This window comes from Sulfurimonas gotlandica GD1, assembly GCF_000242915.1.
Lineage (GTDB): Bacteria > Campylobacterota > Campylobacteria > Campylobacterales > Sulfurimonadaceae > Sulfurimonas > Sulfurimonas gotlandica.
Genome location: NZ_AFRZ01000001.1, coordinates 1 through 13,171, shown reverse-complemented (window position 1 = coordinate 13,171; position 13,171 = coordinate 1). Strand labels below are relative to the sequence as shown.

Here is a 13,171-nt window from a genome sequence, read left to right as displayed (position 1 = left end):
TATCTGTCTAAGAGATACTTCTTATACAGTTTCTACCACTGTTTTTCGCTTCATATAGAGCATCGTCAGCTCGTTTGAACATTGATTTTAGGGTATCACCTTTCTTGTACTCTGTAAGTCCAAAACTTACAGTTACACTGCCTGCAGATTTGTGTTTTAGTTTTTCAATGATTTGTCTAAAATTTTCTGCAAGATTCATTGCATTTTGCAAGTTTGTATTACTAAAAAGTAGTACAAACTCTTCTCCACCCCATCTAGCAAATAAATCACTCTCTCTAGTGTGTTTTTGTATTTCTTCACTCAGCATGATTAGAACTTCATCACCTATTAGGTGGCCATATGTATCATTAAAGTCTTTAAATTTGTCAATATCTAAAATAGCTAGACTAAGAGAACGATTATATCTTTTAGACTGTTTTAGTTCGTAGTAAATTACCTCTTCAAATTTTTCTCTATTATTGATTCCTGTTAAAGAGTCTTGATAAAGCTTTAGTTCTGTAGCTTCTTTTTCTTGTGTTAGTTTAGTTATGTCAGTAAAGTTTATAAGGTAGTTTAAATCGTTAATTTTTGATATATTTATATATAAAGATTTCTCTTCATTGTCTATATTTTTAAGTGTTACAACTCTTGATGATTCATCTATGTTATGTATAAACTCATAAAAATCTATATTGTTTTTCATGCTTTGTGTTATGCTGAACTTATTAATCAAGTCATCTGAGTTTGAAAATATATCTAGAAGTATTGGAAATTTCTGCTTGAATTCTTGAATTGTAGATGCACCAAAGAAGCTCAAAAACGATTTACTTGCAAATGATATATTCGTAGTATTTGTAATGATAGTAATGCTGTTTTCAGAATCAATAATATACTGTAGCAGCTCTCTTTGCTCTTTGTTCTCTTTTTCAAGAATAATTGTTCTTGAGAGTTTTTTAACTATTTTTAAGAGTAGCTTTTTTTCAACAGGTTTTAAAAGATAACCTTCAACATGTAGTTTAATCGCTTCTAGTAGATAAGCACTTTCATTGTTGGTTGTGGTAAAGATAACATTTGCATTTTCATCAATCTCTTTTATAGCTTTCGTCATTTCCAGACCATTCATATCGCTGATAATAATATCTGGTTTATGCTTTTTATAGAGCTTTAAACCTTCCTCACCATTGTCTGCTGTAAAAAGATTTTGTGATACTTTTTGGAGTTCTTTTGCATAACTTTCCATAATATCTTTTTCATTTTCAACATAAAGAATAGAAATCTCACGTTTATAATTGTGCATATTGTATTTCCTTCGTTCTCTCATTGTACATAAACTAATTTTAACTATTAATAAAATACAATGTTCTAAAGGATATTGCATGTCAAAAGTTTTAATTCTCTCCGGTGCAGGTATAAGTGCTGAGTCAGGCATCTCTACTTTTAGAGACAGTGATGGACTATGGGAGAAACACCGCATTGAAGATGTCTGCAGTGCGGGATGTCTGGATACTAATGGTGAAGCTACAATAAAGTTTTATGATGCAAGAAGAGCTGATATTAAAGATAAGACTCCTAATTATGCGCATAAAGTGATAGCTGAGTTAAAACAAAAGTATCCTAATGAAATCTCAGTGCTAACTCAAAATATAGATGATATGTTTGAAAAAGCTGGTATGAAAGAGAATGAGATTGTTCATCTGCATGGATTTATAAGAGAGTTAAGATGCAGAGATTGTGATGAGATATTTGACATAGCTTATCAGCCTCAGGAGAGTTTTGCAACTCAGTGTCCAAGCTGTGGAGGAAGTCTGAGACCAAATATTGTCTTCTTTGGTGAAGCAGCTCCAGAGTATCAAAAGCTTACACAAGAATTAAATAGATGTGAACTTATAGTTATTATAGGTACTAGCGGAAATGTCTTGGATGTTACATATTTTGCACAACTTACAGATAAGTCAATACTAAACAACTTGGAACCGAGTAATGCTATTGATGATAGTTATTTTACAAAAGTTTATTATGCCAAGGCTACAGAAGCTATTGGTGAAATATCTGAATATATAGAGGAATTTTTAGCAGATGCGTAATTATTTATTTTTTATACCGTTTATCTTGAGTGTTTTTAGTGGATGTAGTGTAGAGCCTTTAAAACCTGTAGAGGTAACTGCCCCTCAGGCTAGGATAGATTATTTAAAAGAGGTTAAACCAATACTGGACAAGCGATGTGTTGTATGTCACTCATGTTATAACTCTCCTTGTCAGTTAAAGCTTAGTTCTTTCGAGGGTATTGATAGAGGTGCTTCAAAAGACAAGGTCTATCTTGCTGAGAGGTTATTAGCTCAAGATCCATCAAGATTATTTATAGATGCTAAAAATACCAAAGAGTGGAGAGAAAAAGACTTTAACAGTGTTCTTGATAGTGATGCTCAAATGGGATCTAATAACTCTATGATGTTACTTCTACTAGATCACAAGATGAGAAATCCAAAAAGTGAAGGTGATTACTTTAGTGAGAGTGATGACTTGACATGTTCAAAAAACAGAGAAGAATTAGCAGAGTTTTTAGATGATAATCCTCATCAAGGTATGCCATTTGGTTTTCCTCCACTGAGTAAAGATGAATTTAAAACTATTAAAGAGTGGCTAGGTCAAGGTGCACCAGCTCCAAGTGCATCTGAAATTACACCCTCAAAAGTAGCTTCAAAAGTAGCACAAAAAGATATAGAAGAATTTGAGATATTTTTAAATAATCCAGATGCTAAACACGTTATGAGTGCCAGATATATATATGAGCATCTCTTTTGGCGCATCTCTCATTTAAAAGCTCACCAGATGAATTTTTTGAGTTAGTACGCTCAAAAACTCCGTCGCCTCAAGCCATAGATATTATTCCAACAGTTCGTCCATACGACGATCCAGAAGTAGAAAAGTTTTACTACCGTTTTAGAAAAATACACTCTACTATAGTCTATAAAACACATATGGTCTATGACTTAGATGCTGAGAAGTTAGAAAGATATAAAGAACTTTTTATAGAGCCTAAATGGAATGAAAACCCTTATGTAGTCGGTTATAAAACAAAGTTTAATGCAGAACCTTTTAGAGTATTTTCTCAGATTCCAGAAGCTTCTAGATATAAGTTTTTACTCGATAACTCTGAGTATGTAATAAGAACTTTTATTAGAGGTCCTGTTTGTAAAGGACAGATTGCTTTAAATGTTATACAAGATAATTTTTGGGTTATGTTTATGGATCCAGAATATGATTTATCACTTAAGAATCAAAGTTTTTTAACTAAAGAATTTGAGAATCTCAAGATGCCAATAGAAGATGGAAGTACAGTACGGCTTTTAAAATCTTTTAGTGATATCTATATAGACTCAGCAGTAAAATACAATAAAAACAGACAAGAACTATACGATGCAACATATAAAAATGGTTTAGGTATTGATAGCATTTGGAGAGGTGACAATTCTACTAGTGTTCCTTTTTTAACAATTTATAGACACTTTGACAGTGCCTCTGTTCACAAAGGTGCCTTAGGTGGACTTCCTAGAACTGCATGGGTGATAGACTATCCTCTGTTTGAGAGAATATATTACGCTCTTGTCGCTGGTTTTGACATTTACGGAAATGTAGGTCACCAAATCTCTACACGCCGTTATATGAATAGGTTAAGAGTGGAGGGTGAGAGCAATTTTATAAATCTTTTGCCTAAAGAGGATAGAGAAGAACTATTTGCTTCATGGTATTTGAATTCTGAAAATAAAGAGGAACACTTTTTATCAAAAAATATTACAGCGATAAAATATAAAAAAGTTGATTCAAAAAGAGAGTTGATAGAGAAAGTGGTAGACAAACATCTTTTAAAATCTTGTGGAATCGCTTTTGATAAGTTAAATTACTTTTATGCAAACGAGAGAATACCAAAACTTCCAAAAGTTTATGAAAAACATGCTGATTATCAACAAGCATTCAAGTCTATGTTTAAACCAGGTTTAGCATTTATTAGAGTTGTGAGTGGACAAAGCTCAAATTTAGCATTTATCAGAATTAAGAACACACCAAATAATAAAGATGTGGTAGTCTCTGCAGTTGTTAATAGATGGCATGACAATGTCTCATTTATGTTTGATGAGGATGATAGTTTAGATGCTTCTAAGGATGAGTTTGATTTTGTTGAAGGTTTTGTCGGTTCATACCCAAACCTATTTATGGTAGTAGATTATCAAGATTTACCGGACTTTTTTGATATGTTACATAATTATGACGGAAGTAAAAAGTATATAAATAAGTTTTTGAAGTATGGCATCAATCGTGGAGATGATGATTTTTGGCAAAATTATGACTGGTTTCAAGAAAGATTTTACAAAGATAATCCTCATGAAGCAGGATTATTTGACCTGAATCGTTACCATCATAGAGTATTTGATAAATAAATTAAGCCTCTATTAGCTTATTTTGATTAGAATGTCCTTTTTATATGAAAGGCTAATAATGAAACAACTATTATCAATTCTAAACTCCATGAAAACTATGGCAGTTTTGATGTCAATCTTTGCATTTGCAATCGGTTATGCTACATTTGTAGAGAACGATTATGGAACTATTACAGCTAAGGCTGATATATATAACGCGAGATGGTTTGAAGTTCTGATGGGGCTTTTAACAATAAACCTTATTTTAAATATATATAAATACAAAATGTATACATTTAAAAAGGCTCCTATATTTATTTTTCACGTTGCATTTATAATAATAATAATTGGTGCTTCTATTACTAGATATGTTGGTTACGAAGGAACTATGCATATTCGTGAGGGTGCAAGCTCTTCGACAATGACAAGTTCAGATACATACTTTACAGTTGATGCTAAAGTAGGTTCTAAACATGAAATTACATCCCAGACACTATATCTTTCTAAAAAAAGTACAAACAGCTTATCTAGTTCTTTAGAGATAGAAGGCAAGAAAGTAAATGTTGAGATGATAGAGTATATTCCAGATGCAGTTGAGACGACAGTAGAAGACAAAACAGGTATTCCTATGGCTTCTATGATGGTTACTGGGTCAGGGAAGGGTGAACCTGTTTCACTTAGTGAAGGTGAGTTTTATGAGAGTGATAATTTTGTTTTAGACTTTAACTCAGGTAAAAAGTTTGACAAAATGGTTGTTTCTCTTTTTGTTGAAGATGACAAATTTTTTATGAATCACCCTATGACTCTCTCATACTTAAAAATGGATGATCAGTCAAAAGGAACACTAGAAGCAAGCGCAAAACAACCTTTTACTATAAGAACTCTTTTTAGTACAGCAGGTGGTGGATTTGTTCTTAGAACTTTTTACCCACATGCTTCAAAAAAGATTGTTACAAATCCAAATGCATCTCCACAAAGACCTGGTTATGATGGACTTCGTTTTAAGATTACAGTTGATGATATTTCAAGAGATGTTCTAATCTTTGGACAGTCGGGAAGAATGGCAAAAGAGTATCATAACGAAGTCAATGGTGTTGACGTTCATCTCTCATATGGTTCTAAAAAACTTCAACTGCCTTTTGAAATCAAACTAAAAGAATTTCAACTAGACAGATATCCAGGCTCAATGAGTCCTGCATCTTATGCTAGTGAAGTTATTTTAATAGATAAAGAGCAAAATATTGAAATGCCTTATAGAATTTTTATGAATAATATTTTAGAACACCGTGGATATAGATTTTTCCAATCATCTTATGATCAAGATGAAAAAGGAACAATTCTTTCTGTAAATAATGACCCTGGTACTTTACCGACATATATAGGTTATTTTCTTTTAACTTTAGGGATGATGTGGTCTCTTTTTTCAAAATCAAATAGATTTGCACAGCTAGCAAAAAGAGCGAAAAAAGCTGCTGATGAAAAGGCTGTCGGTGCTATCATTGCTTTAGGTCTGGTTCTTAGTTTAACACCATCGTATGCAGAGGATTTAAATCCTACTATCAAAACAATTATTTCTTTTGATAAAGACCATGCTGAGAAATTTGGTGAGTTGGTTATCCAAGACAGCGGTGGTAGAATGAAACCGATGGATACTCTCTCAACTGAGATATTAGCTAAAATACATAGAGGTGCAAGTGTTAAAATCGGTGACTACAAACTAGACTCAAACCAAGTTATTCTTGGAATGATGGTTAAGCCTGATGCATATCGTGATATTAAAATTATCTATACAAAAAACCCTGAAGTTAATAAGCTAATAGGTACTGTTTCAGATGCTAAATATGCTTCATTTGCACAGTTTTTTAGTGATCCTTCTAATATGAATGGATATAAGCTGGCTGAACTTGTAGATGCTGCAGTTCGTAAGGAACCAAAACACAGAAATATGCTTGATAAAGCTATTTTAAAAGTTGATGAGAGAGTAAATATAGCTTACTCTGTTTATACCGGTGCGTTGATGAAAATGTGGCCAAAGCCAAATGATGCAAACAACAAGTGGTATCCGACAATAGAAGCACTTCAGACATTTTCTCCTGAAAATGCTGAGCGACTAAGAGGTGTTGCAGTTAAGTATTTTACTTCTATTGATGATGCATTAGCAAATGGTAACTGGGCTGATGCGAATACAGCAGTCACTAAATTAGCAGAGTATCAAAAATTTTATGGCGCAGATGTTTATCCAAGCAAAAATAGAATTAAAGCAGAGATGTTTTACAACAAAGCATATATCTTTGAAACACTTTATCCTTTTTATCTTCTACTTGGGTTTATACTTTTAATTTTAAGTTTTGTAAAAATACTTAAACCAGCTTTTAATATAGCAATTTTCTCTAAAGTCACACTTGGCCTTTTAGTTGTGTTTTTTGTTGCACATACTTTTGGTTTAGGACTTAGATGGTATATCTCAGGTCATGCCCCTTGGTCAAATGGTTACGAGTCTATGATCTACATCGGTTGGGCAACAGTTTTAGCAGGTTTTATCTTCTCAAAACGCTCATCTATGACTATGGCATCAACAGCTGTTTTAGCAGGTCTTATTCTATTTGTTGCACACCTAAACTGGATGGATCCACAGGTTACAAATCTTGTTCCTGTTCTTAACTCATACTGGTTAAGTATTCACGTTGCAGTAATTACTGCCAGTTATGGTTTTTTAGGGCTTGGAGCTTTACTTGGTTTTGTGTCAGTACTGCTTTTTATACTTAAAACTGATAAAAACTCTAAACACATTACCTTATCTATAAAAGAGTTAAACTCTATAAATGAAATGGCTCTTATGGTTGGTCTTATGCTGCTTACTATAGGAAACTTCCTAGGCGGTGTTTGGGCAAATGAGTCTTGGGGTAGATACTGGGGCTGGGATCCAAAAGAGACTTGGGCACTTGTAACTATCTTAGTTTATGCAGTTGTTGTGCACCTTAGATTTATTAAGTCTATCTACAGCGAGTTTAACTTTGCAGTTATTTCATTAATGGCTTATACTTCTGTAATCATGACTTACTTCGGGGTAAACTACTATCTTGCAGGACTTCACTCATACGCTAAGGGTGATCCTGTTCCTGTTCCTGATTTTGTTCCTATAACTTATGCGATAATCTTTGTATTAGTCGCACTTGCGTTTAGAAACAGAAAGTTAGCATAGGTCTATATATGGAATTTAAGGGATTTAGTAAAGATACACTCCCCTTTTTAGAATCCATTCGTCAAAACAATGATAAAGAGTGGTTTGAAGAGCACAGATCAGAATATGAGCAAAACATACTAAACCCTTCACGAGCTTTCGTTGAAGAGTTTGGTGAGCATCTGATGGCTCTTGAACCTACTATCACCTTCTCTCCTAAAATAAACAAATCTCTTTTTCGCATCTACAGAGACACTCGTCGAATGGGTGCTATTAAAGTTCCTTTGAAACACCGCATCGGGATTATCTTCTGGCAGGGTAACGGCAGTAGAATGCAAAATTCATCTTTTTATCTTCACTTCTCTCCGGATGAACTATTTGTAGCTGTTGGTGTCAGATGGTTTGAAAAACCCATGTTAGATGCTTACAGAGAGTTCATTTTAGATGATAAGAGAAGAGCAAAGCTTGCAGAAGTTTTAGACACTCTTGAAAGTAAGGGTTACAAGACCATAGAAAAGGGTTACAAAAGATATCCTAGAGGATTTAGTGCAGAGATGTCAGATGCTCACTTGAGCCTCTACAAAGGTATGGCTACATATAAAATTTTAGACCCTAAGCTTATAGTAAATGGTGATAAACTCATAGATACGCTCTATAAAATCTATGAAGAGATGCTACCATTACAGCAGTTGGTTTATGAAATAAGTTTGAGAGTTAAAGAGGAAAACAGTTGAAAATAAGAGTTAAAGCTCAATGCAGGGAGGCACTAAATGCCGAGTCGTAAAGAAGCAGTTATATTATTAAATATGGGTGGACCAAACAACTTAGAAGAAGTTGAGATGTTTTTGAAGAATATGTTCGCTGATAAGAATATATTGACAATGAAAAGCGACCTTTTAAGAAAATTTGTTGGTGGTATGATTACTTTTACAAGAACAGAAAGTTCGCAAGACATTTACAGACAAATAGGTGGAAAATCACCTATAGTAGGACATACAAAAAGCTTAGTTGAAAAACTTCAGACAAGACTTGGCGAAGATGTTATGGTTGACTTTGTAATGAGATATACTCCGCCTTTTGCGTCAGAAGTAATAGAGAAAATCAACAAAGAAAATGTTGAAAAAATATACCTGATTCCTCTTTATCCTCAGTTCTCAACTACTACAACAAAATCATCATTAGAAGATTTTGAAGAGTGTTATCACGATATAGGTGAAGATGCTATTCTTGTAGAGACAAAACATTTTTTTGAAAATGAAACTTATAATAAAGCGATAATCCATAGAATTAAAGAACAGGTCGCTGAGGCCAAGTATGAAGATTTTGATATTATTTTCTCAGCTCACGGACTTCCTCAAAAGATAGTAGATGCTGGAGATGTTTACCAGCGTCATGTTGAGAAGCATGTAGCTATTTTAAAGCAGATGCTCTCAGATGAAAAAATGAACTTCCATGAGTCGCATCTGGCTTATCAGTCAAAAGTAGGACCTATGGAGTGGTTGAAGCCATCTCTAGAAGATAAGCTCAAAACTGTTAGAAACAGGGGAGTAATAATCTTCCCGATAGCTTTTACAATAGATAACTCTGAGACAGATTTTGAACTGGAAATTGAGTATAGAGAGATAGCTGAGGAACTTGGATTTAAAGAATACAGAGTTTGTAGATGTCCAAATGATAGTGAACTTTTTGTAGATGCTTTAGAAGAAATTTATAAGAAGATGAAGTAGTCTGATGATGTTGATAAGATTAGTTTTTTTAGCTCTTTTTTCACTCTCTCTAAGTGCTTATGAACTTCCAAAATTTGAGATGCCAAAAGGTAATAATCCTGAAATTGTTGTCTTTGATTCTGTGAGTGTTGTTAAAGACGATAAGCAGCTATATAAGATAAAGTGGAAGACAATAAACGCAACAGATGTGAACATAACTTTCATAGGTAAAGTTGATCTTGAGGGAAGCATTACAGTGACTGAAGGTGAATACAACAGAGGACCTATAACTCTAATGGCATCTAGTAAAGACAAATCATATATAGATAAAGCAACTATAAATAAAGATGTTAATAGCTCAAAAACCACCCCTTTTATCAGACAGGATGAAGAAAACGAATCTTATTATAATACTATGCCGTATAGAGGTATTGGTAGACCAATAAACAGAAGAGGAATTTACTAGGTGAAAGAGCAAATGAAAGTAGTTATTTTTGATATGGATGGAACGCTTTTAGATTCTAAAAAAGATATAACAATCTCTATAAACTACATAAGAGACTTGCACTATAATCTTCCTCCTTTAACTGAAGAGTTTGTAGTTGAGGCAATAAATATGGAAGTGAGAAATCTTCCCAAAATGTTTTATGGTACTGAGCTTTATCATGACAAAGATAGAGATGTTTTTGAAATCCACTATGCTCTTCAGTGTACTCAAAATCCATATCTTTACGATGGTGTAAAAGAGACTCTTGAAAAACTGGTTGCATCTGGAGTCAAAGTCTCTGTTGCTACAAATGCACCTACACCTTTTGCATCTAGAATGTTAAAGCACCTTGGAGTTGATGAGATGTTTGATCTCATAATAGGTGCTGATCAGGTTAGAGTTTCTAAACCAGACCCACAGATGCTACATGAGATACTTAATCACTACGGTTTTGATAGAACTAAAGATGAGGCTTGGATGGTTGGAGACAACTCAAAAGATATGTTAAGTGCTAAAAATGCAGGAATAAGTTCTATGTTTGCTACTTGGGGTTTTACACCGGAAGCTAAGCATGATATTGTAGTTTTTGAGCCAAAAGAGATATTAGACATCGTTTTATAAATTTATATGATAAAATAACTATAAATTATCTAAAGGGGACAACAGTGTTTGATAGTGACTTACTCCTAGCCTTCGCATTTATGGGGATTCTCTTTTTAAGACAGATATCTATACTAAAACAACCAAACAAGATAAACTACGCACCGCTTATGATAGGAATAGGTACTATTAGTAGTGTTGTTCACTTTATTATCCATCCAGATATCACTGATGCAATTTTACTTCTAAGAGAGTCTTTTTTACCGCTTCTTGTAGCTATGCTGCTATATATAGTTATGAACATATTACATCAGACACAACAGACTCAAACTGCAAGAACACATGATGAGTTTGCAAGAGTAATCACAACTCAGGTAAGTGAGTTAAAAGAGTTTATGGGCGAATTAGAAGGTCGTATGATTCTTTCTCAACAAGAGGATAGACAATCTCAAGAAGAAATGCGAGAGAAGTTTAAACACGATATCAAAGCTCTGAATGCTATTGAACTTAATCAAAGTAAATTTTTAGAAAAATTTGATGATATGGATGGTTGGCACAATGGAGTCTCAAAAGCATTTGAAGACTTTACAAACGTTCAACTTCCAGAACTTGATAATGTTGTTCACAAGCACATAGATATACTAAGAGTTGCAGAACAGGACCACTATAACCAAATAAAAACTACACTTGAAAAAGCAGTAGCCAGTAGATTTGATATGTCAGAGGACATAGATGAGTTAAAAGAGAATCTAAATGGTATGAAGTCTATATCTGAGGATATCGCAAAAACAATTACAAGACATACTCTAGAACAGCTCTCTGGTGTAACAAAAACTTTTGAAAATCAAATTCTGTCTCTGAAGTCTCATACAGAGGGAGTTAGTACATCTCTATATGAGAGCGAAAATAGACTGGGTGCTATTCGTGAACAGAGTGAGATGATTATGAAGCAGATGCTTCTTTCATCTAAAAAAATGAATGAGCTAGAGCGCCAAAACAGCGGACTGCACGACATTTATTCTACTATTAGAGACTTAGTAGGTGAGATAGAAGTTATCAAAGCTGATTATGTAAAAGCTCAGTCAGAATTAAGTAGTATTTCTTATAAGCTCAATTCAAAAAAAGAGTCTGAGATAGACAGTGTAAAAGAGCAGATGGAAGCTCTGATAGTAACACTAACAAAAAGGATAGATGACTCTTTAGCAAAACTTCATGAGCACTATCACATAGCATCTGATGATATCACGAAGAGTGTTCAGATACTAGCAAAAAAAGCACAGCTTCAAAAGGGATATACAGACTTAAAGTAGCAATATACTAATTTAAGCTCAAGACAATAAGTGCAGGATAAAGAACTAAACCCATATATGGTAAAAAATTGTTTATGGGCGCTAGCAAAACAAGACTCAACTCCTGAGTCAACTCTCTCTTTTTAAATACCTGCTCTATAAGTAAAATCTTAGTAGCGATGTCTGCTGTTTTTATAAAGAGTAAAATCATAGCACTGATACTATAATCTGTGAGCATCGCAAAACCTATGGCGAAGTAGAATGTTGGCTGCATAATTAAAAATAGAAATATGCTCTTAGAATAGTATCTGTGCATACGAATAAGCATGCCCATTATGCTTGGAGCTTTTTGCCAACTTATCTCGTAAATTTCGAGAAAAACGAATAGTAAAATGTAATTCATAGCAACTTCAGTTATCATAATTATATTCTACAATAATAATTAAATAAATACCAATACGAAAGTACTGTAATATAACGTAATTAGTGCTAAATTAATACTGAAGTACTATATACAATCCTCAAAATCCATGTTATTATATAAGTATACTTAATAATGGAGGTGTATTATGGCTACTGGAAAAGTGATTGGTAGAGTCGAAGTATCTACCGGGAATGTAAAAATTGTTGATGTTAATGGTAATCTTCGCGATACTGGGTATGAGGGGCTAATGTATGAAGGTGAACAAATTTATAGTGACGATGTAAATGCGCTCTTCCAGATTAAATATTTAGCACTTCCAGAAGCTACAGCTTATGATGGTATATTTAGAGTTTTAGCTGACGGCTCTGTAATCTCAGGACTTGATGGAAATGAGAATTATTTTGGAGACGACATTGACTTTATGGAAACAGCAGCAGGTGATGCAGGCCCAGATGGAAGTTCCGCTTTCTTAGAAGAAATTCCTATGGATGAATCATCGTTGCTAGGATTTGGTAGAGGTGCCGATGATACAAGATACGGCGAAGGTATAACAAATTTCGGTGTTGTGTCAGAAACAGATGGAACTCCTCCGGTCATTACGTCTGACAACGAAGTGATTTTTGATGAGAACGATCCGGATGCGGTTATGACAGTAACAGCATTGGACACGAGTGCCGTAACATTTAGTATATCTGGTTTAGATAGCGCACTATTTACTATCGACCCTATAACAGGGGTACTTAGATTTAATGACGCACCTGACTATGAAAATCCACTTGATACAGGTGGTGACAATGAATACAATATATTGGTTACAGTGACAGACGCTTTGGGTAACTTTACTACTCAACTACTCTCAATCAATGTAAACAATCTTAATGACAACATTCCAACAGCAGACGATGCTGCTAATAGTGCCATAGAAGATGGTGTAGTAGTAAGTGGTCAGTTAGTTGGTCAAGATGCTGATGGTAATGAGATCAGATATGAACTTGGAGAAGACACTCTTGGTGAAGATGAAGGTACTTTAGTCTTTAACTCTGATGGTAGTTATACTTATGATGTTGGAGATGATTTCCAAGATTTAGCT

Annotated in this window: 10 protein-coding genes and 1 pseudogene; 9 read left to right on the top strand and 2 right to left on the bottom strand. The window is 34.0% G+C overall.

What is annotated here, in order from left to right:
* Positions 1–7 precede the first annotated feature (7 nt).
* The gene (locus SMGD1_RS00060) at positions 8–1,276 is read right to left on the bottom strand and encodes a diguanylate cyclase (RefSeq protein ID WP_008338180.1); all 1,269 of its coding nucleotides are present in this window, start codon (positions 1,274–1,276) and stop codon (positions 8–10) included.
* Between the two features lie 79 nt (positions 1,277–1,355).
* Between SMGD1_RS00060 and SMGD1_RS00055 the strand changes: the two genes are divergently transcribed.
* The 8 genes and pseudogenes from SMGD1_RS00055 to SMGD1_RS00015 all read left to right on the top strand — a co-directional run bounded on the left by SMGD1_RS00055 (position 1,356) and on the right by SMGD1_RS00015 (position 11,678).
* A complete protein-coding gene (locus SMGD1_RS00055; protein ID WP_008338624.1) occupies positions 1,356–2,063 on the top strand; it encodes an SIR2 family NAD-dependent protein deacylase in 708 nt (235 codons plus the stop codon).
* A pseudogene (locus SMGD1_RS00045) lies at positions 2,056–4,415 on the top strand (fatty acid cis/trans isomerase). The gene SMGD1_RS00055 and the pseudogene SMGD1_RS00045 overlap by 8 nt, the downstream one beginning before the upstream one ends.
* A 58-nt stretch (positions 4,416–4,473) precedes the next feature.
* Positions 4,474–7,596 (top strand): cytochrome c biogenesis protein, encoded by a 3,123-nt coding sequence (locus tag SMGD1_RS00040; protein ID WP_008338345.1) that lies wholly within the window; start codon positions 4,474–4,476, stop codon positions 7,594–7,596.
* A gap of 8 nt (positions 7,597–7,604) precedes the next feature.
* Positions 7,605–8,309, top strand: a complete 705-nt coding sequence (locus SMGD1_RS00035; RefSeq protein ID WP_008338208.1) for a DUF2461 domain-containing protein — start codon at positions 7,605–7,607, stop codon at positions 8,307–8,309.
* 36 nt (positions 8,310–8,345) lie between these two features.
* Positions 8,346–9,302, top strand: coding sequence for a ferrochelatase (gene hemH / locus SMGD1_RS00030; protein ID WP_008340277.1), 957 nt, complete (start codon positions 8,346–8,348; stop codon positions 9,300–9,302).
* Positions 9,303–9,306: 4 nt separating this feature from the next.
* Positions 9,307–9,747 (top strand): hypothetical protein, encoded by a 441-nt coding sequence (locus tag SMGD1_RS00025; RefSeq protein WP_039920145.1) that lies wholly within the window; start codon positions 9,307–9,309, stop codon positions 9,745–9,747.
* A gap of 12 nt (positions 9,748–9,759) precedes the next feature.
* A complete protein-coding gene (locus SMGD1_RS00020; protein ID WP_241761407.1) occupies positions 9,760–10,389 on the top strand; it encodes an HAD family hydrolase in 630 nt (209 codons plus the stop codon).
* A gap of 44 nt (positions 10,390–10,433) precedes the next feature.
* Positions 10,434–11,678 (top strand): coiled-coil domain-containing protein, encoded by a 1,245-nt coding sequence (locus SMGD1_RS00015; protein ID WP_008338539.1) that lies wholly within the window; start codon positions 10,434–10,436, stop codon positions 11,676–11,678.
* Positions 11,679–11,685: 7 nt separating this feature from the next.
* On the opposite strand, the gene SMGD1_RS00010 is transcribed toward SMGD1_RS00015, so the two are convergent.
* Complete coding sequence (locus tag SMGD1_RS00010; protein ID WP_139064112.1) at positions 11,686–12,078, bottom strand: hypothetical protein; 393 nt, start codon at positions 12,076–12,078, stop codon at positions 11,686–11,688.
* A gap of 148 nt (positions 12,079–12,226) precedes the next feature.
* Here SMGD1_RS00010 and SMGD1_RS00005 point away from each other — a divergent pair.
* On the top strand, positions 12,227–13,171 hold a 945-nt coding region (locus SMGD1_RS00005), incomplete at its 3' end, for a cadherin repeat domain-containing protein (protein ID WP_008338565.1).

Excerpts from the sequence above, each read along its gene's own strand:
- SMGD1_RS00035 (WP_008338208.1), top strand. The coding sequence starts at position 7,605 with ATGGAATTTAAGGGATTTAGTAAAGATACACTCCCCTTTTTAGAATCC.
- hemH (WP_008340277.1), top strand. The coding sequence starts at position 8,346 with ATGCCGAGTCGTAAAGAAGCAGTTATATTATTAAATATGGGTGGACCA.
- SMGD1_RS00060 (WP_008338180.1), bottom strand. The coding sequence starts at position 1,276 with ATGCACAATTATAAACGTGAGATTTCTATTCTTTATGTTGAAAATGAA.
- SMGD1_RS00025 (WP_039920145.1), top strand. The coding sequence starts at position 9,307 with ATGATGTTGATAAGATTAGTTTTTTTAGCTCTTTTTTCACTCTCTCTA.
- SMGD1_RS00055 (WP_008338624.1), top strand. The coding sequence starts at position 1,356 with ATGTCAAAAGTTTTAATTCTCTCCGGTGCAGGTATAAGTGCTGAGTCA.
- SMGD1_RS00010 (WP_139064112.1), bottom strand. The coding sequence starts at position 12,078 with ATGATAACTGAAGTTGCTATGAATTACATTTTACTATTCGTTTTTCTC.
- SMGD1_RS00020 (WP_241761407.1), top strand. The coding sequence starts at position 9,760 with ATGAAAGTAGTTATTTTTGATATGGATGGAACGCTTTTAGATTCTAAA.
- SMGD1_RS00040 (WP_008338345.1), top strand. The coding sequence starts at position 4,474 with ATGAAACAACTATTATCAATTCTAAACTCCATGAAAACTATGGCAGTT.